The sequence below is a fragment of the Cronobacter sp. JZ38 genome (assembly GCF_008932145.1).
Taxonomy (GTDB): domain Bacteria; phylum Pseudomonadota; class Gammaproteobacteria; order Enterobacterales; family Enterobacteriaceae; genus Cronobacter; species Cronobacter muytjensii.
This window is the reverse complement of sequence record NZ_CP017662.1, coordinates 2,057,340-2,080,287: the sequence shown is the minus strand read 5'-3', so window position 1 is coordinate 2,080,287 and position 22,948 is coordinate 2,057,340. Positions and strand designations below refer to the sequence as shown.

The following is a 22,948-nucleotide window of genomic DNA, read 5'->3' as shown; positions in this document are numbered from 1 at the left end:
ATGGATTCTCAACATAATTTTGTTTTTCGGCGTATTTATCGAAAAGTTAAACGTAAGCCGTAAAAAAGCGTAAATAAACGGTCGCGAAGGCGCGTTTTTTGGTACTTTTACGATAAGCAATACCCCTCACTATAATGATAATGACCTGCTTCTCTGGAGAAATAACGTGACCAAAACCAGCCATGAGGCGGTGAAAACCCGCCATAAGGAGACTTCTCTCATTTTCCCGGTGTTAGCGCTGGCGGTGCTGGCGTTCTGGGGGTCCAGCCAGTCGCTGCCAGTGATTATCGGCATCAACGCGCTGGCGCTGGTGGGGATTCTCAGCAGTGCGTTCAGCGTGGTGCGCCACGCGGATGTGCTGGCGCATCGCCTCGGCGAGCCGTACGGTTCCCTGATCCTGAGCCTGTCGGTAGTGATTCTGGAAGTCAGTCTTATCTCCGCGCTGATGGCCACCGGCGACGCCGCGCCGACGTTAATGCGCGACACCCTGTATTCGATCATTATGATTGTCAGCGGCGGTCTGGTGGGCGTGGCGCTGCTGCTGGGCGGACGCAAGTTCGCTACGCAATATGTCAATCTCTTCGGTATTAAGCAGTATCTGATCGCCCTCTTTCCGCTGGCGGTGATCGTGCTGGTCTTTCCGATGGCGCTGCCGGGCGGCAATTTTTCTACCGCGCAGTCGCTGCTGGTGGCGATGATTTCGGCGGCAATGTACGGCGTCTTCCTGTTGATTCAGACCAAAACGCACCAGAGCCTGTTTGTTTACGAACATGAAGACGAGAGCGATGACGATGACCCGCATCATGGCAAACCGTCGGCGCACGGCAACCTGTGGCACGCGGCCTGGCTGGTGGTGCACCTGATTGCTGTCATCGCCGTGACCAAAATGAACGCTAATCCGCTGGAAGGGCTGCTCAGTCACCTGAACGCGCCGGTGTCGTTCACCGGTTTCCTGGTCGCGCTGCTGATCCTCTCGCCGGAAGGCCTGGGGGCGCTGAAAGCCGTGCTCAATAACCAGGTACAGCGCGCGATGAATCTGTTTTTCGGCTCGGTGCTGGCGACCATCTCCCTGACGGTGCCGACGGTGACGATTATCGCCATCCTGACCGGCAATGAATTGCAGTTTGCGCTTGGCGCGCCGGAAATGGTGGTGATGCTCGCCGCCCTGATGCTGTGCCAGATTTCGTTTTCGACCGGGCGCACCAATGTACTGAACGGTAGCGCGCATCTGGCGCTGTTCGCCGCGTATCTGATGACGATTTTTGCGTAGAAGTTAAGGCGGAGCGCTGCGCCTGCATGGCAGGCGCGCCACATGCATCATCCCAACGCAGATACGCCCATAAAAAAACCCCGCTATGCGGGGTTTTGCTTTTTACGACCGGGCCAGTTAATGCTCGGTGTCGAGTTCCGGGAAGCTTTTCACCAGATCGTCGATGGCTTTGATCTGCGTGAGGAACGCTTCCAGTTTCGCGAGCGGCAGCGCGGACGGGCCGTCGCATTTCGCGTTTTCCGGGTCCGGGTGCGCTTCGATAAACAGACCGGCGATACCGGTCGCCATGCCGGCGCGGGCAAGCTCCGTTACCTGAGCGCGACGACCGCTGGACGCGGCGCCGAACGGGTCGCGGCACTGCAGCGCGTGGGTGACGTCAAAGATTACCGGCGCGTTGCCAGAGACTTTCTTCATGACGCCAAAACCCAGCATGTCGACGACCAGGTTGTCGTAACCAAAGTTGGTGCCGCGATCGCACAGGATAACCTGCTCGTTGCCGCCTTCTTTGAATTTATCCACGATGTTGCCAATCTGGCCGGGGCTGATGAACTGCGGTTTTTTGACGTTGATAACGGCACCGGTTTTCGCCATCGCTTCGACGAGATCGGTCTGACGGGCCAGGAACGCCGGCAGCTGGATAACATCCACCACATCCGCGACCGGCTGCGCCTGCTCGGCGGTGTGAACGTCGGTGATGATTTTCACGCCGAAGGTCTGCTTCAGTTCCTGGAAAATTTTCATGCCTTCTTCAAGGCCCGGGCCGCGGTAAGAGTGAATCGAGGAGCGGTTGGCTTTATCAAAAGAGGCTTTGAAGACGTAAGGAATGCCGAGCTTCTGGGTCACGGTGACATAATGCTCACAGATGCGCATCGCAAGATCGCGCGATTCCAGCACGTTCATCCCGCCAAACAGTACGAACGGAAGATCGTTCGCTACATTAATGTCGCCAATGCTAACCACTTTTTGTTTCATATTGTCGCCTTTATCCTGTGTAAATCGGTACACTGCCGCCGCCTAGTGCAGGGTAACCTGCTTATGCGAAATCGAGTTAATCTGCGCCCGAATCATCTCGCTAATGGGATCCTCGGGGCACTGCTCCACAAAATAGCTTAAATCATTCAGCGCCACGTGCTCGCAGTCGAGCTGGGCATAAATCAGCCCGCGGTCTCGGATTTCATAGGGATCTTCCGGATTGAACTCCAGCAACGCCTCGCTGGCGCGCAGGGCAAGCTCCATCTGCCGCTCTTCCATCAGCGCGGATTTCAGCGTATCGAGCAGCTTGCGGATCACCAGAATATGTTCGGACTCTTCGAGGTCATCCATATACAGCTCGGCCACCGGGCTGATATTGCCCTTGAGCCAGACTTCGAGCGTATGTTCGTCAAGCGTCTCACCGTTAAATGGATTGATGAGCCACATTTCGCCATCCATCCAGTCGGCGCGCAGAATAAGCTGCGTCGGGAAAATCACCGGCATGAGCGGAATATCGAGACGGCCTGCGATCCACAGCAGGATAGCCCCGAGCGAGACCGCGCTGCCCTGGCGATTTTTCAGCACTTTGTCGAGCCACAGGGCGTCAGAGAGACGGTAGACGCCGCGCGCGTCGCTAAAGCCCCATTCGCCATAGAACAACTCCAGCAGACGCTCAAGCTGCGAGTCCTGATGCGAGCCCTGGCAAATCTCTTCGCGGGCCAGACGCACCAGGCTCTCCAACTGGTCGTAAACATCCTGCGCCGGAAAATCGTCGCGAATATGCTGTGAAACCAGAATCATGCCGTCACAGAGCGGCGCGTTGTTAAACTGAAAATCGGCCAACGACTTCATATCAACCCCAATAGCGGTATTTTGGTGGTGGCGAGTTTCACGATGATGTAGAGCACCACCAGCCCAAGCAGGAAAGCTACCCAGCGAACCTGCTGGCTGCGCGGGCGACGCCCGAGCGCGATAAAGCCTAAAACGATGTAGATGATAACGCCAAAGAGTTTTTCAGTCAGCCACGCGCCCTGCGGGGTGAACGGATAAAAATGGGTGATCAGCACCAGCGCGACGCCGCTGCCGAGCAGCACGGTGTCGTTGACGTGCGGCACAATGCGTACCCAGCGCTTGCCCGACATCGCCGAGCCGCGGTATTGCCACCAGTAGCGCAAAATAAAAAGACTGATGGAAATAGCCACCGTCAGAAGATGTAAGTGTTTTACTGCAAAGTAAGCGGCCATGCTGCCCTACTCCTGTGTGTTGCGATAATGTCCCAGCGTCAGACGCTCGTTGCCGCCGTAGTCGCGGCAGGTTTCGACGCCCTGGTAACCCGCGCGTGTGAAAAGCGCACGCACCGCCTCGCCCTGTCGCCAGCCATGTTCTAACAGTAACCAGCCGTCGTTTTCAAGGAAGCGGCGCGCTCCGGCGATTATCGCGTCGAGATCGGCAAGCCCCGCGTTTTGCGCCACCAGCGCGCTTTTGGGCTCAAAACGCACATCGCCCTGCGTCAGATGCGGATCGTCGCCGTCGATATACGGAGGATTGCTGACAATAAGCGAAAAACGTGCGTCCGTCAGTGCGCAAAACCAGTGACTTTGCAAAACAGTGACGTTATCGATGCCAAGCCGCTGCGCGTTGCGTTTTGCAAGCTCAACAGCCTGCGGCACAACATCCAGCGCCGTCACCTGACAGTCGGGCCGCTCGGAGGCGAGCGCCAGCGCAATTGCGCCGGTGCCCGTGCCAAGATCGAGAATTCGACACGGCGCGGCGGGCAGACGCGCCAGCGCCTGCTCCACCAGACATTCGGTATCGGGACGGGGGATAAGCGTCGCCGCAGAGACCTCAAGCGGCAACGACCAGAATTCGCGCTGGCCTGTCAGATAAGCCACCGGCTCGCCCTGGACGCGGCGCGCCAGCAGGGCATCGAGCCGCGTGAGCTCATCGTCAGTCAGCGCGGTTTCGCCAAAGGCGAGGATAAACGTGCGCGTCCTGCCGGTTACAAAACCCAGCAGGATTTCCGCGTCGCGGCGCGGCGATTCGCTTTCAGTGAGGCGGTGGATGGCCTTTTTCAGCCACTGCTGATACTCCATCACTCCTGCTCGGCCAGCGCCGCCAGTTGATCCGCCTGATGTTCCTGGATTATCGGCTCGATAAGCGCGTCCAGCTTGCCTTCCATCACTTCGTCCAGGCGGTAGAGCGTCAGGTTGATACGGTGATCGGTCACGCGGCCCTGCGGGAAGTTGTACGTGCGGTTGCGATCGGAACGATCGCCGCTGCCCAGCAGGTTACGACGCGTCGAGGCTTCCGCCTGCTGGCGTTTCGCCACTTCAGCGGCGTGAATGCGCGCGCCCAGCACCGCCAACGCTTTGGCTTTGTTTTTATGCTGCGAGCGTTCATCCTGGCACTCGACCACGATGCCGGTCGGCAGGTGGGTGATACGAATGGCGGAATCGGTGGTGTTAACGTGCTGACCGCCCGCGCCGGAGGAGCGGAAGGTATCGATACGCAAATCTGCCGGGTTGATATCCGGCAGTTCGGCTTCCGGCAGTTCCGGCATCACCGCCACGGTGCACGCAGACGTGTGAATGCGGCCCTGGGATTCCGTCGCCGGCACGCGCTGGACACGATGACCGCCGGATTCGAATTTCAGCCGCCCGTAGACGCCCTCGCCGCTGATTTTGGCGATGACTTCTTTATAGCCGCCATGCTCGCCTTCGCTGGCGCTCATGATCTCCACACGCCAGCGGCGGGATTCGGCGTAACGGCTATACATGCGAAAGAGATCGCCTGCGAACAGCGCGGCTTCATCGCCGCCAGTGCCCGCACGCACTTCCACGAAGGCGTTGCGCTCGTCGTCCGGATCTTTTGGCAACAGCAACAGCTGAAGCTCCTGCTCCAGCGCTTCGCCTTTCGCTTTCGCGTCAAGCAGCTCATCCTGCGCCATATCGCGCATTTCCGGGTCGCTTAACATCAGACGCGCGGTTTCCATATCTTCCTGTACCTGGCGCCACTCAAGGAAACAGCGCGAAACGTCGCTCAGCTGGGCATACTCACGCGACAGCGCGCGAAAACGCTCCTGGTCGGCAAGCGTACCCGCATCGCCCAGCAGAGCCTGAACTTCTTCATGACGCTCCTGCAAGGCTTCCAGTTTGGCAACGATAGAAGGCTTCATAGGCGGTAGATCACCCTGTAATTAGAATTGTGTTGTGCTACTCCAGCCCGAGGCTGTTGCGCAGAATATGCAGGCGTTCATCATCCCCGTCACGGGCAGCCTGCTGAAGAGATTTGGTTGGGGTGTGGATCAGGCGGTTGGTCAACCGGCGCGCCAGATCCTGCATGATGGCTTCGGCGTCGCCGCCGGCGCGCAGCGCGGCCAGCGCTTTGCTGGTGAGCTCTTCGCGCACCTGCTCGGCCTGCGCGCGGTATTCACGGATGGTCTCGCTGACGCTCTGGGCGCGCAACCAGGCCATAAATTCGTGGGCTTCCTGCTCGACGATAGACTCCGCCTGCACCGCCGCCGCTTTACGCTGCGCCATGTTGTGCTGGATGATGCTCTGGAGATCGTCGACGCTGTACAGGTAGGCGTTGGCAAGTTTGCCAACTTCCGGCTCGACATCACGCGGCACCGCGATATCCACCAGCAGCATCGGCTGGTTGCGGCGGGCCTTCAGCGCGCGCTCCATCATTCCTTTGCCGATAATCGGCAGCGGACTCGCGGTGGAGCTGATAATGATATCGGCGTCTTTCAGCCGTTCGTCTATCTCGCCAAGCCCGATGACTTCCGCGCCCACTTCATCCGCCAGGCGCTGGGCGCGCTCGCGGGTGCGGTTAGCGATAATCATCTTCTGAACGTGGTGTTCGCGCAGGTGTCGAGCCGCCAGTTCGATGGTTTCGCCCGCGCCGACCAGCATGACAGTGACTGTTGAGAGCGATTCGAAAATCTGGCGCGCCAGCGTACAGGCGGCGAACGCCACCGAAACAGCACTGGCGCCGATATCGGTTTCGGTACGCACGCGTTTGGCAACCGAGAAGGACTTCTGGAACATGCGCTCCAGTTCGCTGGCGTTGGCATGGCCGCGACCAGAATCGGCAAAGGCTTTTTTCACCTGGCCTAAAATCTGCGGCTCGCCGAGCACCAGCGAATCCAGCCCGCTGGCGACACGCATCAGGTGGCTGACCGCGTCGTTATCGTGGTGCCAGTAAAGACTGTTGCGCACTTCCGCTTCATCAAGCTTGTGGTAATCGCACAGCCAGCGGACCAGTTTATCGTGCAGGTTGTCCTGTTCTTCAACGCTCAGATAAAGCTCCGTGCGGTTGCACGTAGAAAGCACCACCCCGCCCTGCACCATCGGCTGCGACAGCAGGCTTTCCAGCGCCTGGTCGAGCGTATCCGGCGAAAACGTCACGCGTTCTCGCAGCGAAACAGGAGCCGTTTTGTGGTTGATGCCGAGAGCTAACAGAGTCATGGAGCGGGAATAGTACCAGCGTTGATAAGGTTTGCTGTGCGCATCATACAGGATGCGTAAGGTCAATAAAAGAGAACCGCCTCTTTTGGAGTAATAGACAGATTCATGATTTAAGACAACTTGACCATAGACGCCCTTAGCCCCGGACGCTAGCATGAAGGGTTATAACCTCAATCAACATCAAGGATTTGTTCCTGTTATGGCGATTTCTTCTGTGCGTTTTTGGTCTCTCGCCCCACTGGCGAGCCTGGTGCTGACCGCCTGCGTCAGCCATGCCCCGCAAGGCCCCGGCAAAAGCCCCGACTCCCCCCAGTGGCGACAGCATCAGGAGCAGGTAAAAAACCTGGCCCAGTTCCAGACCCGCGGCGCCTTCGCCTGGCTTTCCGATCAGCAGAAAGTCTATGCGCGCTTTTTCTGGCAGCAGACCGGTAAAGAAAACTATCGCCTGCTGCTCACCAACCCGCTCGGCAGCACCGAGCTTGAGCTGAATGCAAAGCCGGGCGCGGTAGAGCTGGTGGATAACAAAGGCCAGCATTATCAGGCGACGGACGCGGAAGAGATGATTGGCAAGCTGACCGGCATGCCGATTCCGCTCAACAGCCTGCGCCAGTGGATTGTCGGCCTGCCGGGCGACGCGACCGATTACTCGCTCGACGACCAGTACCGCCTGCGTGAAGTCAACTACACGCAGAACGGCAAAACCTGGAAAGTGGTTTACGGCGGCTACGACACGAAAACCCAGCCAGCGATGCCGTCGAACCTGGAGCTGCGCGAAGGCGATCAGCGCATCAAGCTGAAAATGGATAACTGGATTGTTAAATAATGACCCGTTGGCCCTCTCCGGCGAAGCTTAATCTCTTCTTATATATCACCGGCCGTCGCGAGGACGGCTATCACAATCTGCAAACGCTGTTTCAGTTTCTCGACTATGGCGACACGGTGCTGATTACGCCGCGCCGCGACGGGCAGTTGCGCCTGGTGACGCCCGTTGACGGTGTGGCGGAAGAAGACAATTTAATCATGCGCGCCGCGCGACTGCTGATGACGCACGCCCGCGAGGCCGGACGGCTGCCCCAGGGCGCCGGCGCGGATCTCGGGGTTGAAAAGCGTCTGCCGATGGGCGGCGGGCTCGGCGGCGGTTCATCGAACGCCGCGACGGTGCTGGTGGCGCTCAATCATCTCTGGCAGACCGGGCTTAGCGAAGACGCGCTGGCAACGCTTGGCGTGCGCCTCGGCGCCGACGTGCCGGTCTTCGTGCGTGGTCGGGCGGCGTTCGCTGAAGGCGTTGGGGAGCTTCTGACGCCCGCCTCCCCGCCGGAGAAATGGTATCTGGTGGCGCACCCTGCCGTCAGCATTCCGACACCGGTGATTTTTACCGATCCTGAGCTGACGCGCGATACGCCCGTCCGGTCAATGGAAACGTTGCTGAAATGTGAATTTCGCAACGATTGCGAGCATATCGCAAGAAAACGTTTTCGTGAGGTTGATGCCGCGCTTTCCTGGCTGTTAGAATACGCGCCGTCGCGCCTGACCGGCACCGGAGCTTGTGTGTTTGCTGAATTTAACACCGAATCCGAGGCCCGCCGGGTGCTTGAGAAAGCCCCGGAATGGCTGAAAGGTTTTGTTGCGCGAGGCGTCAACCACTCTCCGTTACAGCAAGCCATCGCCGGGCAAACTGAGTCCTGGTGACAACGTCACCCCTGTTCCAGACGTTGCGCCATGCTCTTTAAATACACCGCCTGGATGGCGAACCTGCTTCCTGTCGCGTTTTGCGGCGCCGCCATCCACCACTGGACGCATGCCTGAGGTTCTTCTCGTGCCTGATATGAAGCTTTTTGCTGGTAACGCCACCCCGGAACTAGCACAACGTATTGCCAACCGCCTGTACACTTCCCTCGGCGACGCTGCTGTCGGTCGCTTTAGCGACGGCGAAGTCAGCGTACAAATCAATGAAAATGTACGCGGTGGTGATATTTTCATCATCCAGTCCACTTGTGCCCCCACCAACGACAACCTGATGGAACTGGTTGTTATGGTCGACGCCCTGCGCCGCGCTTCCGCAGGTCGTATTACCGCCGTTATCCCCTATTTTGGTTATGCCCGTCAGGACCGTCGCGTGCGTTCTGCGCGTGTGCCGATCACCGCGAAAGTGGTGGCGGATTTCCTGTCAAGCGTTGGGGTTGACCGCGTTCTCACTGTGGACCTGCACGCAGAACAGATTCAGGGCTTCTTCGATGTGCCGGTAGACAACGTATTCGGCAGCCCGATTCTGCTGGAAGATATGCTGCAGCAGAACCTGGATAACCCGATCGTGGTTTCTCCGGACATCGGCGGCGTGGTTCGCGCCCGCGCCATCGCTAAACTGCTTAACGACACCGACATGGCGATTATCGACAAGCGCCGTCCGCGCGCCAACGTTTCTCAGGTGATGCACATCATCGGTGACGTGGCAGGCCGCGACTGCGTACTGGTTGACGACATGATCGACACCGGCGGCACCCTGTGCAAAGCCGCGGAAGCGCTGAAAGAGCGCGGCGCGAAACGTGTTTTCGCCTACGCCACCCACCCTATCTTCTCCGGTAACGCGCTTAACAACCTGCGCAACTCCGTGATTGATGAAGTGGTGGTCTGCGACACTATCCCGCTGGCGGAAGAGATCAAGGCGCTGCCGAACGTGCGCACCCTGACCCTCTCCGGCATGCTGGCCGAGGCGATTCGTCGTATCAGCAACGAAGAATCTATCTCCGCTATGTTCGAACATTAATCGGACTGTGCTTAAAAACCCGCTACGGCGGGTTTTTTTATTCCTTGATTTTTATTTGTATGATTTATCAATTCATCATCATATATTGATTGAGATGATGAGATCATGGACCGCGTATCGTGAACACTCAGTATCTTTCGCAAATTCTTCCTTTCCGCGCGCTGGTGGAGGCCTGCTGGCGTGAAAAATACACGCTTTCCCGGCTGAGCCGCGACCTGATTGCGGGTATCACAGTCGGGATCATCGCCATTCCGCTCGCGATGGCGCTGGCTATAGGCAGTGGCGTGCCGCCGCAGTACGGACTTTATACCTCTGCCGTCGCCGGGATCGTGATCGCGCTGAGTGGCGGGTCGCGCTTTAGCGTCTCCGGGCCAACCGCCGCGTTTGTTGTAATCCTCTATCCTGTCGCCCAGCAGTTCGGGCTGTCGGGCCTGCTGGTGGCGACGCTCATGTCCGGCGTGTTCCTGGTGCTGTTTGGCCTCGCGCGCTTCGGGCGGCTGATCGAATATATTCCGCTGCCGGTGACGCTCGGCTTTACCTCCGGCATCGGTATTACCATCGCCACCATGCAGATTAAAGATTTCTTCGGCCTTGAGATGGCGCACGTGCCGGAACACTATCTGCCGAAAGTGGCGGCGCTGGCGATGGCGCTGCCGGGTTTTAACGCCGGCGATGCGGCGATCGGTGTTGTCACGCTGGCAGTGCTGATCCTCTGGCCGCGTCTTGGCATCCGGCTGCCGGGGCATTTACCTGCGCTGCTGGCGGGCTGCGCGGTGATGGGTATTGTGCATCTGCTTGGCGGCAACGTTGCCACCATCGGCTCGCGCTTCCACTACCTGCTCGCGGACGGCACCCAGGGCAGCGGCATTCCACCGCTTCTGCCGCAGCTGATGCTGCCGTGGGATCTGCCGGGCTCAGGCTTTACGCTGAGCCTCGATTCGCTGCGCGCCCTGCTGCCCGCCGCGTTTTCGATGGCGATGCTCGGGGCTATCGAGTCGCTGCTGTGCGCGGTGGTGCTGGACGGCATGACCGGCACGCGTCATAACGCGAACAGCGAGCTTATCGGTCAGGGGCTCGGCAATCTGGTGGCGCCGTTTTTTGGCGGTATCACCGCGACTGCCGCCATCGCCCGCTCGGCGGCGAATGTGCGCGCCGGGGCCACCTCGCCTGTCGCTGCCGTTTTTCATGCGCTGCTGGTGCTGCTGGCCCTGCTGGCGCTGGCGCCGCTGCTCTCCTGGCTGCCGCTCTCGGCGATGGCCGCGCTGCTGTTGATGGTGGCGTGGAACATGAGCGAGGCGCATAAGGTTATCGGCCTGCTGCGCCGCGCGCCGCAGGACGACATCATCGTGATGCTGCTGTGCATGTCGCTGACGGTGCTGTTTGATATGGTTATCGCCATCAGCGTCGGCGTGGTGCTGGCCTCGCTGCTGTTTATGCGCCGGGTGGCGCGGATGACGCGGGTTGCACCGCTTAACGTTAGCGTGCCGGATGACACGCTGGCCGTACGGGTAACCGGGCCGCTGTTTTTCGCCGCGGCGGAAGGCGTCTTTACGCCGCTGCTGGCGCAGGCGGCGGGCAAACGGGTTATCGTGATGCAGTGGGACGCGGTGCCGGTGCTGGATGCAGGCGGTCTTGATGCCTTACAGCGCTTTATTGAACGCCTGCCGGACGGCTGCGAGCTGCGCCTGTGTCATCTGGAATTCCAGCCGCTGCGCACGCTGGCGCGCGCAGGCGTCCAGCCCATCCCTGGGCGTCTCGCGTTCTTCCCGGACAGCCACGCGGCCTTAGCCGCACACTAAGTTAACGCGCAGGCGCAGCCCCCTGCGCCTGCATCAGCGCGCCAAACGCCTGTTGCAGCCAGCCCAACACTTCCGGCGTCATCCAGGTGCCTTTAGAGAGATGCGGCTCGCGCATCATCGCCTCCCGAAATTTCTGCTGCGTTTGCGGGTTACGCCCCGCGAACGACTCAAACAGCGCCAGCCAGTGCGCGGCGAGCCCGCGCGCCTCTTCGCTTTCAGGATCGAGCTGCGCGTCTACCGCTTCATGCAGTTTCGCCACCAGCGGCGGCCACTCCATCATGCGATCGAAATAGTGCTCGCGGGTAAACGCAAACTCTTCCGGCGTCAGATAGCGCTGGTAGATAGCGAGCTTACTCTCGGCGAACGCGTGCGTTATCCAGTCGATGATATCAGGCGTAATGCCGGTCTGGTCGCGCATCATGGGTTCGGCAGCATGCATTTCATTAAGGCGCGTCAGAAACGCCGGATTGCCGGCGGTATCGCGCTCCAGCGTCTCCATCCAGCGTGTGGCGAGCGCCTGCGCGGCCGGGTCGCTTACCGGCACGCCTTTATGCACGGCCTTCTTCACCTCCTCGACCAGCGCCGCCCACTGCGCCTCGCGATCGGTATTTTGCTGCGCGAACGGCAGCTGTTTCAGTTCGTCCGGGGAAAACCATTTCTCATACATCGTCATTAACTCCAGTGTTTTAAGCCATTCCTGAAGATCCGGCTCGTCGCCCGCCAGAAGCCCTTCACGCAGCGCCACCAGCCGGTCGCGCAGCGTCTCGGTACGTTTGAGCTGCGCGTTAAGCATGGCGATTTGTGTGTCGATAACCTCCGGCAGCGTCACGCTGCCGCTCTCCAGGCACTCCCGCACCTGCGCCAGGCTCAGCCCCATCCGCGTTAACGCCTGAATATGATGCAGACGCTGAATATCATCACGGTTATAGAGCCGGTAGCCGGCGGCGGTACGGCCGGAGGGAATGAGCAGCCCGAGGCTTTCGTAGTGGTGTAGCGTGCGAACCGTCAGTCCGGCGCGCTTCGCGAGTTCACCCACCTGTAGCAACATAAACGCTCTCCTCTTCCCTTGCGAAGCCCACTGTGAGCCCTGACGTAACGTGAGGGTCAAGAGACTACCATAAAAAAAGCTCCCGACCGGCGGGAGCTTTTTCACAGCATTTAAGCATTAGCTGGAGTGATGGTTTCGCTTACAGCGTTTATCATAATGGCGCACCCACCAGTAGCGATCGCATACCTGTTCATGACCGCCGATACGGGCGCCCGCAAGCCAGAGCACAGCCCCGACAAAAATACTCAATATGGCGCCGTGCGCGAAAAATTGTGGCAGATTAAGCTGCGGCAACTGGTTAAGAATGGAGTAACCGACCCCGACGACCATGACAACTAACCCCAGCCCCATCAAAAAGTTGCCGAGCAACGACGCGTTTTTGCGTTTCATAGTCACCTCCGGAATGTTGGGCGGGAAAGTATCCCTGCGATTTATGTGTAAAGTATAGGCAACGCTTATGCGTGAGGGTTGCGCCGGGGATCACATTTATGAACATTCCAGGAACGAAACTTTACAAATAAGTCAATGAATTGAATGAAAATCTAATTATTCATGACAGTGATTATTGATTTTGCCGCCCCGCCGCGTCGCGGTTTTGTGATCTGCGCGGCGTCACAGTAAACTACGCCGCAAACAGAGATGTTCAGGAACAATAACGTGACGATTAAACTGATAGTGGGCCTTGCCAACCCCGGCGCGGAATATGCTGCCACTCGCCATAACGCGGGCGCATGGTATGTAGATTTGCTGGCGGAACGCTTTCGCGCGCCGCTGAAAGAAGAAGCCAAATTTTTTGGTTATACCTCGCGCATTAATATCAACGGCAATGATGTGCGTCTGCTGGTGCCGACCACTTTTATGAACCTGAGCGGTAAGGCTGTGGCGGCGTTGGCCACCTTTTACCGCATCACGCCCGATGAAATCCTGGTCGCGCATGATGAGCTGGATCTCCCGCCGGGCGTGGCGAAATTCAAGCTCGGCGGCGGTCACGGCGGTCATAACGGCCTGAAAGACATCATCAGCAAGCTTGGCAATAACCCGAACTTTCATCGTTTACGACTCGGCATTGGTCATCCGGGCGATAAAAATAAAGTTGTCGGTTTTGTACTTGGCAAACCGCCGGTCAGCGAGCAAAAGCTCATAGACGAGGCCGTTGACGAAGCGGCGCGCTGCACCGAAATCTGGCTGCAGGACGGCTTAACCAAAGCCACTAATCGCCTGCACAGTTTTAAAGCGCAATAACCGGCGCGGCGGCGCGGCGCGAGGGTGATTTCTCCCCCGTTGCGCGCCTGTTACGTGTATAATAGCCAAATAACACCATTTCTCATCATCGGGTTATTTCTAACCCCCTGATAAACCAGCAATTAAGGTAATGTAAAACATGGGATTCAAATGCGGTATCGTCGGCTTGCCGAACGTCGGTAAATCCACTCTGTTCAATGCGCTGACCAAAGCAGGTATTGAGGCGGCGAACTTCCCGTTCTGTACCATTGAGCCGAACACCGGCGTCGTGCCTATGCCCGATCCGCGTCTGGACAAGATTGCCGAGATAGTCAAGCCGCAGCGCATTCTGCCGACCACGATGGAGTTTGTGGACATCGCGGGCCTGGTGAAAGGCGCGTCGAAAGGCGAAGGTCTGGGCAACCAGTTCCTGACCAACATTCGCGAAACCGAAGCTATCGGCCACGTGGTGCGCTGCTTTGAAAACGACAACATCATCCACGTCGCGGGCAAAGTGAACCCGGCAGAAGATATTGACACCATCAATACCGAGCTGGCGCTCTCTGACCTCGATACCTGCGAGCGTGCGATTCATCGCATCTCCAAGAAAGCCAAAGGCGGCGACAAAGACGCCAAAGCCGAGCTGGCCGTGCTGGAAAAATGCCTGCCGCAGCTCGAAAACGCCGGTATGCTGCGCGCGCTGGATCTGAGCAAAGAAGAGAAAGATCTCATCAAATACCTGAGCTTCCTGACGCTCAAGCCGACCATGTACATCGCGAACGTCAACGAAGATGGTTTTGAGAACAACCCGTTCCTCGACCAGGTCCGTGAAATCGCCGCGAAAGAAGGTTCTGTCGTCGTGCCGGTGTGCGCGGCGGTGGAATCCGATATCGCTGAGCTCGACGATGAAGAGCGCGATGAATTCATGCAGGAACTGGGCCTTGAAGAGCCGGGCCTGAACCGCGTGATCCGCGCCGGTTACTCCCTGCTGAACCTGCAAACCTACTTCACCGCAGGCGTGAAAGAAGTGCGCGCATGGACCATCCCGGTTGGCGCGACCGCGCCGCAGGCGGCCGGTAAAATCCACACCGACTTTGAAAAAGGCTTTATCCGCGCGCAAACCATCGCCTATGACGATTTCATCACCTACAAAGGCGAACAGGGCGCGAAAGAAGCGGGCAAAATGCGCGCGGAAGGGAAAGACTACATCGTCAAAGATGGCGACATCATGAACTTCCTGTTCAACGTCTAAAGAAAATGTGCGCCGTATGAGGTTGTATTACCTCTCCTGAGGCAAACTTATTAAAATCCACGCCATCGCGTGGATTTTTGTTTTTATGTTTAGACACGCATTCAGAGCGACGGGCGATTACGAATAACGCCGCGGTTTCTCTCAGGCAGTCAGATTTATCGCTAAGCGCAGGTGAAAAGCGTGTACACTGCTGCGCTCTTTAACGTAAGCGCCCGGGAGGCAACAGTATGAACGAAGGCCCATTGACCGAAAAAGAGCTGCAATGGCTTGACGATATGCTGGAAAAATATGGCAGCGAGGAGTCGATTGTCGATGTCGCCGAGCTGGATGGCCTGCTGACCGCCGTGCTTTCCGGCCCACGCAGCATTGAACCGAGCGAATGGCTGGTGGCGCTCTGGGGCGGGCAAAACCGCATTCCGCGCTGGAGCAACGAGCGTGAGATGAACCGCTTTATGGAACTGTGCTTCCAGCATATGAACGATATCGCCGATCGCCTCGCGGAGTTCCCGGAGCAGTTCGATCCGCTGTTTGGCGAGCGCGAGACCGAAGGCCAGGCGTTCACCGTGGTGGAAGAGTGGTGCTTTGGCTATATGCGCGGCGTGACGCTGAGCGACTGGTCGTCGCTGCCGGAGACGTTACAGCCCGCACTGGACGCCATCGCCCTGCACGGCAAAGAAGAAAACTTCCCGCAGCTGGAGGCGCTTTCACCGCAAGAGCTTGAAGAACGTTTCGCCGCTATCCGCCCCGCCGCGCTGGCTTTACACGATTACTGGATTGCGCAGCCGGACGCGATTCCTGCGCCGCAGCAACCGGTAGTGTCCGAACAGAAACCGGGGCGTAACGATCCCTGTTTTTGCGGCAGCGGTAAAAAATATAAGCAATGCTGTCTGCACTAAATATGATGCGCCTGCGGGCGCATTTTTTATGCCTCAACAGGCTCAGAAAGCCTGTTTAAGGGGTGCCATCACGCTTTACTGGCGATAAAAAAGTCGCACCTGCATGCCAGGGCCAGCCGCAAAATAAACCGCTAAAGATAATCCTGATAAAATTCACCGGCTCGCTTTATCGTTTTTCTGTCACGCAGGCGTCAGTTTATTGCTCGCCGCCTTCGCGGTTTTTCTGCAAATTATCGCGTCCCACCCCGCCAATAAATGGCAGCCTCAGTTTCAGCGGCGAGACATCCACGCCCATATTCAGCCCCAGCACATTGACCTCAAGGCCCTCTTCCGCGCCCAGCGTGATCCCCGCCACGCCCAACACGGAGATCTGAACGCCGCGCCCTGACGGCGGCAAACCAACGATATGGCGCAGCGAGCGGAAATCCTTACCAATAGCGTTAGCGGGCATATCCAGTTTCAGCGCCGGAACTTCCCGGCCGATATGGGCGATAAACGTATTGCTGTTTGGCCCAGGCCAGACGCGATAAGTCTCAGGCCAGGGCCAGGAGGCGATAGCGGCTTCAATTTGCGGGATCATCGCTTCGGCCTGTGTCCCGCGATGTTCGACCAGCAGACGGGGTTTCGAACCATACCAGTAGCCGTCTGGCGCATTGCGGTTGTGTCGCACTTTCTTACCCGCTCCCCAGCTAATGACTTCATAGCGGTGATAGTGCGTTTCTCCGGCGCGCTTATAGATTATCCACGGATGCACTGCGACCACGCCTTTCCAGCCCCAGGTCGGGGCGGCGTAAACCTGCACCACCGCCAGCCCGGCGTTTTTGCGGGGATCGGGCGCCAGCCCCGCAGAGTCGCTGCGGGCGGCCCACCACCCTCGCTGCGCCTCGGGGTCGTGGTGATACACCGCCAGACCGACGCTCACGGCAAGTGAAAGCAGGGTAATGCAAAGAAAACTCAGCGAAAGTGTTTTAATCAGGAACATGCGAAGCCAGATGGGGTGAATAATACGTCATGCGGTACGTTATCCTGGCGCTGCGGTTTTATCCAGCAATGTCCGTTTGCCCCACAGATGCAGCCCGGCGTTGAGAGCCGCGCATACAACATGCCAGAGCGCGTATTCTCACCCCTTGCGGCCATACCTCACCCCATCTCCACCATCCCTACTATCACGTCGCGCAGTTCCGCTTTTGCCTGCGTGGCGTCAATGGCACCGATCGTCACGGCCCATGAGAGCCCCTCGGCTGCGCCGAACATCGCCCACAGCGCGGCGTCGCGCAGCGTGTCAGCCCCGCGAAACGGCGCAAAAAGCGTGCGGCATTTGGCGATAAAGTCGCAGGCGTACTCCTGGCGCAGTTTTTCCAGCTCCGGCGTACCGGTAAGCGCCGCCATCACGTTCGGCATTTCGCGGCCCTGCAACAGCACACATTCGATATAGGCATCGGCGATGACTGACGCAAGCGGTGCCAGTTCGGGCGTCGTGCGCGCAATCGCCTCGTCCATTTTGCGGTTCTGGCGCTGTTCATACTCGCGATAGAGCGCCGCCAGCAAGCCGGAGCGGCTGGTAAAGTGATCGTACACCACTGGTTTAGTTACGCCCGCCCGTTCCGCCAGCCGGCCCAGCGTCAGCGCCTCGGTGCCCTCGTCGCGGATAATTTCCCAGGCAACGGTCATTAACTGGATGTGCCGCTCATCGCGACTAAGGCGCGTGCGGGTGTCAGACATAGGTTTTCTCCTTGACAACATTACCTACCAAAAGTAACTTACTAAAGGTAGGTTACCTTTGGTATATCAGATTACGTCCATTCCCGCCTGATGGCAACGCAGGAGGAGTAAACATGCACGCTTTGATCGTGGTTTCCCATCCGTCAGAACACTCTCTGTCCCACAGCGTCGCGCATGCGCTGGCCGACGGCGTGAAAAGCGCCAGCGCGCAGCACAGCGTGGAGATTGCCGACCTCACCCGCGAAGGCTTCAACCCGGTGTTTAACGAGGCCGACTACGCGGCGTTTATGAAAACCGCGCCGGTGCCGCCGGACGTCGCGAAAGAGCAGGCACGCATCGATAACGCCGACGCGCTGGTGCTGGTTTTTCCGGTCTACTGGTGGTCGATGCCCGGGTTGCTGAAAGGCTGGATCGATCGCGTCTTCACGAACGGCTGGGCGTATGAAGAACGTCCTGAGGGCGGGATCGTGAAAAAGCTGGGGCATCTGCCGGTACACCTGGTCGGCATCGGCGGAGCGGATCGCAAAACGTACGAGAAACATGATTACCGCCAGGCGTACCACACGCAGATAGCTCACGGGATTTTCGACTACTGCGGCGCGCCGGTTATCAACAATGCGCTGCTGTTTCTGCCGGATCTCAGTACGCCCGACGCCGCAACCGACCGGGCACGCGCGATCGGCGCGAAGATCTTCGCCGCCCGGGCGTAACGCACGTTACGCCTGCGAAAGACCGGCGGCCTCCAGCAGCGCCTGCCAGCGCGCGTCAGTCTCACCGCTGGTTTTCGCCGCCCGTTTCGCCAGCCGTTCCGGCTTGCCCCACAGCCGGAACAGCGCAGCGCAGGCCTCGTCAGGCGATAAATCGCGAAACGCCATCGCCAGCGCATGCAGCGTCCCGGCGTCATCCGTCAGCGGAAGTTTTAGCTTTAGCGCGTCGGTGGCGACGCGCAGGCACGCCACCAGCGCGGGCGCCGTCCGGGCGTTAAGCGCATAGCGCGCCACAAAGGCGTTAATGAAACCATCCTGCACCGACTGGTGCTCGTCATCCACCAGCGCCATATAATCCGCCAGCAGCGGGAAATACGCCTCGCTCGCCAGCGCCAGCCCGAAAACGGCGTAGCTGCCCGGCATACAGCATTTTTCCGCCTGCGCGTCACTGTACCACTCATACTGGCGCATCGCCGCGCGCGCGTAACGCTCAAGCGCCGGATGCAGCCTTTCAAACGTCAGCGCGTTGGCGAAAAACCGGTGCGTGTCATTGCGCGCGAGGCCCTTCACTGGCAACCCGTGCTTCGCGCCAGACTTCAGCTTAAGGGCATAGCTGCGCGGGAATTCATGGGCCAGCAGTCGACACAGAAACGCCAGCGCCTGCTCATAGGCCGCAGCCGTCTCCTCGCGGATCTGCACCGTCACCTGCGCGATAACATCGTTAGCGGCGCATTTCACCTGCTCGCTCTCAAACGTCGCTACGTCCTGCGCCAGCACGCCGGTGCCGGTTTTCAGATACGCGGCGGCTTTTTTAATGCCGAGCTGCTGCGCCAGCGTCAGAAGTTGCAGCCCTTTCGATTTGCTGTAAGAGGGTTCAAAACGCAGGATGATCACGGCGGTATACAGCAACAGTTCGCTTTCGTCTGCCGCAGGCGGCGGCGTGTCGGGCCTGCGCTCATACTGCCGCTCGCGCCAGGCGTTCTCCTGCACCGTAAACCAGCGCGGCAGACACTCGCGCTCCACATAGTCGCTCAGAAGATACGCTATCCAGTGGCGGTGTTCGGTAAGCGCGGCGCTGCCCTTATTCAGTTGCTGGATGCGCTCGCAGTCGCGCAACAGCGCCGGAAGATCCGGCTGCGGGAAGAGGTCATGATTTAGCGCGTTACCGCAATAAAAAAGCGTCGACGTCGGATCGGTTGGCGCGTCGCCCTTCTCCAGCACGTCGCGCTGATACGCCTGCATCGCCTGACGCAGCTCGTCGATGTATTGCGTATCACAATGCTCAAAGAGCGTGGTCTGCAACAGCCCCTCGCTCGTGGCGAAACGGGCTTCAATATGGAAACGGCAATAGCGGAACGGCGTCTCGCGCCGCAGCATGTCGAGCCGCGCCCCGATAAGCGCCGTCAGCGGCGCGAGCCAGTCGGCGTGCACCTCATCGGGCGACAGCGCGCCGTGCCACCCGGCAGGGTCGTCATCAGCCTCTCCCTCGTCCCTCTCCTCAAGCGTCACCCGACGCGACTCAACATTCAGCATCAGCGAATAGTCGCCCGCGCGCAGCGGATGATCGGGTGGCGCGTCGGGCGACGTAAAGCGTTCCGTGGTGTCGTCGAACCAGCGGTTAATCAGCGCCAGCGCCTGCGGGGCGCGTAATGGGGCAAACACAGACATCGCATTATCCTTTCAGACTGTTGCGAGGGTTATACGCGGCGCGCGCGCGGCGCTCAAGTGCGAAATGTGGTGGCGGGAAAGCGGCAGAATAAACAAAACCCGGCGCGCACGGTCTTGCCGCCTCCGCCTGCGGGCATCGCAGACACAAGACGTAAGCCGGACATCGCCGGGCGATAGCGCGACACCTGGCCGTCAGGCCGCGGCGCCGCTGGTTTGTGCGGCAAGGTGCGCCGCCCAGAGGCTCGCCACCCATTTCACGCCGCGCGCCGTAAAGCGCGGTTGAGAGAACGTATGCAGGTTTTCGCCCACGCCCGAGCGCAGCGTAAAGTAGCCCGCCTGGAGGTGATGGTGCTGCGGCACCAGCGTGCCGTTGGCGCGCTGCATAATGTTGCGCTCCAGCAGGAACTGGCGGAACTCCGGCTCCTTCACCTTGAGCATTTTGCACAGCTGGCGAAAGCCCAGCGACTCTTCAACCTGCACGAAACGGTCAAAGAACTCGGCTTTAGGGGCGAAGAGAGCCAGCTGCTGCTCCGCCCGCTGACGCTTTTCATACTGCTCGGCCCAGGCGCGCGCGGCGGCGGCCGGGTTGGTAAAGTCCGGCAGGCTGGCGTTACGTTCGCGCTCCTGCCAGCGGTCGAGCATTTCAGCGGTAAACGCCGGCGAAATACGCGCGACCGTCAGCAGCGAATCACGTTTGTTTAACAGGAACTCCTGACGCATCTCTCCATCCCGCTCGTAGAGCGTAATGCCGATGGGTTGGGACAGGCGCTGCGCCGTCTCCAGGCTTTTGATCATGCGCTTCACTTCACTGTGGGCAATACCTGTCAACTTAGCGATTTCACGGCTGCTCATTGTGACCGATTGATCCTGAGCATTAAGATTTTCCAGCGGAATCATCATAGGTTTCACCACTCATTCACTGACTCAATTACAACAACACCTGGTGCTTTGTAGAAATAGTATACAGGCACCTGGTTAAATATCCAGTAGATTTTTTAATCGGTTTCACTTAAGTCTCAGGCGCGGCGCGGGTTGCGCAAAGAGGTCTGCTATGTGCTTAAAAAATAAGCTTTTCTGGAGTCAGCCCTGTGACACCCGTGGATCAGGCCCATAAAAAAAGCCCGCACAGGCGGGCTTTCAGCGAGAAAAAAACGGGGTCATTCGAGCCCGGCGCGCGCCAGGCCGAACGCGGCATCCTGGCTGCCGGGCGCCATTTGCGACACCAATTGCAGTCGGTTCCAGCTATTGATGATAGCAATGGCAAAAGCGATTTCCGCGATCTCCGTTTCGGAGAAATGCTCGCGCGCTTTGTGGTAGAGCGCGTCGCTGACGCCAGACTCATCAATACGCGTCATCGCTTCTGTTAAGGCCAGCGCCGCTTTCTCCTGCGCGCTGAAGAGCGGCGACTCGCGCCATACCGCCAGATGATACAGCCGCAGTTCGCGCTCGCCCGCCATCCTTGCCTCTTTACAGTGCATATCGACACAGAACGCGCAGCCGTTAAGCTGCGACGCGCGAAGGTCAATCAGATGCTTGAGTGTCGGCGACAGGCTGCTTTTTTTCAGCGCCGCGCTGGCGTTCATCAGCGTGTTGACCAGCGCCGGAACGGCCTGGTAATGGTTTACGCGCGTATTCATGGGAACTCCTTCATCACAAAAAATTACCCCGCGCGGTGCGGAGCACGTCAGAAACTTTTCGTCTATCTTACGGGCCTATGACATAGTAAAAAGGGTCATAAATGATGAAACGAGGCAGGACATGAAACCGGGCTATCGCGAGATTTACCAGCGTTACCGCCAGAATATCCGCGACGGCGTATTGAAACCGGGCGACCGCGTGCCGTCCATCCGTCTGCTGGCGCAGGAGTTACAGGTCGCGAAGAAAACCGTCGAGGCGGCCTACGCGGTGCTGGTAGGCGAAGGCTATCTGGTGAGCCGCGGGCCGCAGGGCACCTGCGTCAACCCGGCGCTCGCGTCAGTACCGCGCCCGGCAGTGCCAGCGCCAGCGCTCCCTGCCGGTAACGATGGCCTGCTCACCCTTCACGAACCTGACGGCTTTTTGCGCCCCGGCATTCCGTCGCTGGACCGCTTTCCTTATAAGAAATGGCTGCTGCTGTGCGCGCGCGCAACGCGCGCCATGCGCCCGGAAGAGATGGTAAACCCGCCCGTCGCGGGCTTCGCGCCGCTGCGCGCGGCCATCGCCAGCTATCTGACTATCTCGCGCGGCGTCACCTGTACCGCCGACGATATTTTCATCACCAGCGGCTATCGGGGCAACCTGCTGCTCACCCTCCAGGCGCTGCTGGGCCACGGCGACCGCGTGGCGCTGGAAGAGCCAGGGTATTTTGTGGGGCAGCGGCTGCTGAAAGCCCGCGCGCCTGCGCTGTATCCGGTGCCGGTCGATGATGAGGGCATACAGGTAGCGCATCTGCAACGCCACTGCCCGGACGCCCGGCTCGCCATCGTGACGCCCTCGCATCACAGCCCGCTTGGCGTCACGCTCTCGCTGCCGCGCAAGCAGCAATTGCTCGCATGGGCGTCTCAGCACAACGCGTGGATTGTGGAAGATGATTACGACGGCGAGTTTCACTACACGCGTAACGTGCTGCCTTCACTGAAAAGCCTTGATACCGACGATCGCGTGATTTACATCGGCACCTTCAGCAAGACCATTATGCCCTCGGTGCGCATCGGCTATCTGGTGATGCCGCGGTCGGCCAGACAGGCTTTCCTCGAAAGCGGCGCCCTCTTCACCGGCGGCCAGCCGCTGCTGATGCAGAAGATTCTGGCGGCGTTTTTAAGCGGCGGCGATTTCTACGCGCATCTGAAGAAAATGCGCGCGCTTTATGCCCGGCGGCGTGAAATGGCTATCAGGGCGCTGCACCAGGTCTATCCCGGCGTGTTTGCCACGCCGCTTGAGGATGGCGGCATGCATGTCGTGGCCTATTTAAAAACGGCCGCCTGCGACGAGGCGCTCGCCCGCGTCTGGCAGCAGCACCAGTTGCAGGTGAACGCGCTCTCGCCCTGGTACCTGCTGCCCGAAAAACGTTACGGGTTAATTATCGGTTACACCAATCTTCGCTCGCAGGAAGAGGCAGTGGCGCTCCTGACGCGCGCCGTGGCCGACACGCGCGCGCTGCTCGGCGAGACAGGCTAAACGC

General features: G+C 59.1%; 23 protein-coding genes. 10 read left to right on the top strand and 13 right to left on the bottom strand.

From position 1 onward, the window contains the following. Positions 1 to 166: 166 nt before the first annotated feature. Positions 167 to 1,270 (top strand): sodium-potassium/proton antiporter ChaA, encoded by a 1,104-nt coding sequence (chaA, locus tag BJP61_RS09865; protein ID WP_161581600.1) that lies wholly within the window; start codon positions 167 to 169, stop codon positions 1,268 to 1,270. A gap of 117 nt (positions 1,271 to 1,387) precedes the next feature. On the opposite strand, the gene kdsA is transcribed toward chaA, so the two are convergent. Genes kdsA through hemA form a run of 6 tightly spaced genes read right to left on the bottom strand, consistent with a single transcriptional unit; the run spans position 1,388 to position 6,711 of the window. Then, positions 1,388 to 2,242, bottom strand: a complete 855-nt coding sequence (gene kdsA / locus BJP61_RS09860) for a 3-deoxy-8-phosphooctulonate synthase (RefSeq protein WP_038862516.1) — start codon at positions 2,240 to 2,242, stop codon at positions 1,388 to 1,390. Between the two features lie 42 nt (positions 2,243 to 2,284). Continuing rightward, positions 2,285 to 3,094 (bottom strand): invasion regulator SirB1, encoded by an 810-nt coding sequence (gene sirB1, locus BJP61_RS09855; RefSeq protein WP_038862515.1) that lies wholly within the window; start codon positions 3,092 to 3,094, stop codon positions 2,285 to 2,287. Continuing rightward, positions 3,091 to 3,486: an invasion regulator SirB2 gene (gene sirB2 / locus BJP61_RS09850; protein WP_007729910.1), complete on the bottom strand. Its 396-nt coding sequence runs from the start codon at positions 3,484 to 3,486 to the stop codon at positions 3,091 to 3,093. The genes sirB1 and sirB2 overlap by 4 nt, the downstream gene beginning before the upstream one ends. Before the next feature lie 6 nt (positions 3,487 to 3,492). Then, on the bottom strand, positions 3,493 to 4,335 hold the full coding sequence (gene prmC, locus BJP61_RS09845) for a peptide chain release factor N(5)-glutamine methyltransferase (protein WP_161581599.1): 843 nt from the start codon (positions 4,333 to 4,335) through the stop codon (positions 3,493 to 3,495). Next, the gene (gene prfA, locus BJP61_RS09840) at positions 4,335 to 5,417 is read right to left on the bottom strand and encodes a peptide chain release factor 1 (protein ID WP_038862512.1); all 1,083 of its coding nucleotides are present in this window, start codon (positions 5,415 to 5,417) and stop codon (positions 4,335 to 4,337) included. Before prfA ends, prmC begins: the two co-directional genes overlap by 1 nt. Before the next feature lie 37 nt (positions 5,418 to 5,454). Then, positions 5,455 to 6,711 (bottom strand): glutamyl-tRNA reductase, encoded by a 1,257-nt coding sequence (gene hemA, locus BJP61_RS09835; RefSeq protein WP_038862532.1) that lies wholly within the window; start codon positions 6,709 to 6,711, stop codon positions 5,455 to 5,457. A 199-nt stretch (positions 6,712 to 6,910) separates the two neighbouring features. On the opposite strand from hemA, the gene lolB reads away from it, so the two are divergent. The 4 genes from lolB (at position 6,911) to dauA (ending at position 11,274) form a co-directional block, all read left to right on the top strand. After that, positions 6,911 to 7,534 (top strand): lipoprotein insertase outer membrane protein LolB, encoded by a 624-nt coding sequence (lolB, locus tag BJP61_RS09830; protein WP_075193602.1) that lies wholly within the window; start codon positions 6,911 to 6,913, stop codon positions 7,532 to 7,534. Further along, positions 7,531 to 8,400 carry a 4-(cytidine 5'-diphospho)-2-C-methyl-D-erythritol kinase gene (gene ispE, locus BJP61_RS09825; RefSeq protein WP_171999297.1) on the top strand — a complete coding sequence of 290 codons (870 nt, stop codon included), beginning with the start codon at positions 7,531 to 7,533 and terminating at the stop codon, positions 8,398 to 8,400. Before lolB ends, ispE begins: the two co-directional genes overlap by 4 nt. 127 nt (positions 8,401 to 8,527) lie before the next feature. Continuing rightward, complete coding sequence (prs, locus tag BJP61_RS09820) at positions 8,528 to 9,475, top strand: ribose-phosphate diphosphokinase (protein ID WP_007729920.1); 948 nt, start codon at positions 8,528 to 8,530, stop codon at positions 9,473 to 9,475. Between the two features lie 119 nt (positions 9,476 to 9,594). After that, complete coding sequence (gene dauA / locus BJP61_RS09815; RefSeq protein ID WP_075193600.1) at positions 9,595 to 11,274, top strand: C4-dicarboxylic acid transporter DauA; 1,680 nt, start codon at positions 9,595 to 9,597, stop codon at positions 11,272 to 11,274. A 1-nt stretch (position 11,275) separates the two neighbouring features. Here dauA and BJP61_RS09810 read toward each other — a convergent pair whose 3' ends face one another. Then, positions 11,276 to 12,322 carry a MerR family transcriptional regulator gene (locus tag BJP61_RS09810; protein ID WP_171998220.1) on the bottom strand — a complete coding sequence of 349 codons (1,047 nt, stop codon included), beginning with the start codon at positions 12,320 to 12,322 and terminating at the stop codon, positions 11,276 to 11,278. A gap of 117 nt (positions 12,323 to 12,439) precedes the next feature. Further along, positions 12,440 to 12,712, bottom strand: coding sequence for a stress-induced protein YchH (ychH, locus tag BJP61_RS09805; protein ID WP_007682132.1), 273 nt, complete (start codon positions 12,710 to 12,712; stop codon positions 12,440 to 12,442). 267 nt (positions 12,713 to 12,979) lie between these two features. On the opposite strand from ychH, the gene pth reads away from it, so the two are divergent. The 3 genes from pth (at position 12,980) to BJP61_RS09790 (ending at position 15,691) form a co-directional block, all read left to right on the top strand. Next, positions 12,980 to 13,564, top strand: a complete 585-nt coding sequence (gene pth / locus BJP61_RS09800; RefSeq protein WP_075193598.1) for an aminoacyl-tRNA hydrolase — start codon at positions 12,980 to 12,982, stop codon at positions 13,562 to 13,564. Positions 13,565 to 13,703: 139 nt separating this feature from the next. Beyond that, complete coding sequence (gene ychF / locus BJP61_RS09795; RefSeq protein ID WP_038862499.1) at positions 13,704 to 14,795, top strand: redox-regulated ATPase YchF; 1,092 nt, start codon at positions 13,704 to 13,706, stop codon at positions 14,793 to 14,795. 227 nt (positions 14,796 to 15,022) lie between these two features. After that, a complete protein-coding gene (locus BJP61_RS09790) occupies positions 15,023 to 15,691 on the top strand; it encodes a YecA family protein (protein WP_075193597.1) in 669 nt (222 codons plus the stop codon). A gap of 196 nt (positions 15,692 to 15,887) precedes the next feature. Here BJP61_RS09790 and BJP61_RS09785 read toward each other — a convergent pair whose 3' ends face one another. Beyond that, the gene (locus BJP61_RS09785) at positions 15,888 to 16,673 is read right to left on the bottom strand and encodes a DUF3750 domain-containing protein (RefSeq protein WP_171998219.1); all 786 of its coding nucleotides are present in this window, start codon (positions 16,671 to 16,673) and stop codon (positions 15,888 to 15,890) included. 158 nt (positions 16,674 to 16,831) lie between these two features. After that, on the bottom strand, positions 16,832 to 17,413 hold the full coding sequence (locus BJP61_RS09780) for a TetR/AcrR family transcriptional regulator (protein WP_171998218.1): 582 nt from the start codon (positions 17,411 to 17,413) through the stop codon (positions 16,832 to 16,834). Between the two features lie 113 nt (positions 17,414 to 17,526). On the opposite strand from BJP61_RS09780, the gene BJP61_RS09775 reads away from it, so the two are divergent. After that, a complete protein-coding gene (locus BJP61_RS09775) occupies positions 17,527 to 18,123 on the top strand; it encodes an NAD(P)H-dependent oxidoreductase (RefSeq protein ID WP_171998217.1) in 597 nt (198 codons plus the stop codon). Between the two features lie 6 nt (positions 18,124 to 18,129). Here the strand turns inward: BJP61_RS09775 and BJP61_RS09770 are convergent, their stop codons facing one another. From BJP61_RS09770 to BJP61_RS09760, 3 genes are all read right to left on the bottom strand, one after another. Next, complete coding sequence (locus BJP61_RS09770) at positions 18,130 to 19,788, bottom strand: DUF6138 family protein (protein ID WP_171998216.1); 1,659 nt, start codon at positions 19,786 to 19,788, stop codon at positions 18,130 to 18,132. 192 nt (positions 19,789 to 19,980) lie between these two features. Further along, positions 19,981 to 20,688: a phage antirepressor KilAC domain-containing protein gene (locus BJP61_RS09765; protein WP_038862491.1), complete on the bottom strand. Its 708-nt coding sequence runs from the start codon at positions 20,686 to 20,688 to the stop codon at positions 19,981 to 19,983. Positions 20,689 to 20,945: 257 nt separating this feature from the next. Further along, positions 20,946 to 21,425, bottom strand: a complete 480-nt coding sequence (locus tag BJP61_RS09760; RefSeq protein ID WP_038862490.1) for a carboxymuconolactone decarboxylase family protein — start codon at positions 21,423 to 21,425, stop codon at positions 20,946 to 20,948. 121 nt (positions 21,426 to 21,546) lie between these two features. Between BJP61_RS09760 and BJP61_RS09755 the strand changes: the two genes are divergently transcribed. Further along, positions 21,547 to 22,944 carry a PLP-dependent aminotransferase family protein gene (locus BJP61_RS09755; protein ID WP_171998215.1) on the top strand — a complete coding sequence of 466 codons (1,398 nt, stop codon included), beginning with the start codon at positions 21,547 to 21,549 and terminating at the stop codon, positions 22,942 to 22,944. Positions 22,945 to 22,948: the final 4 nt, after the last annotated feature.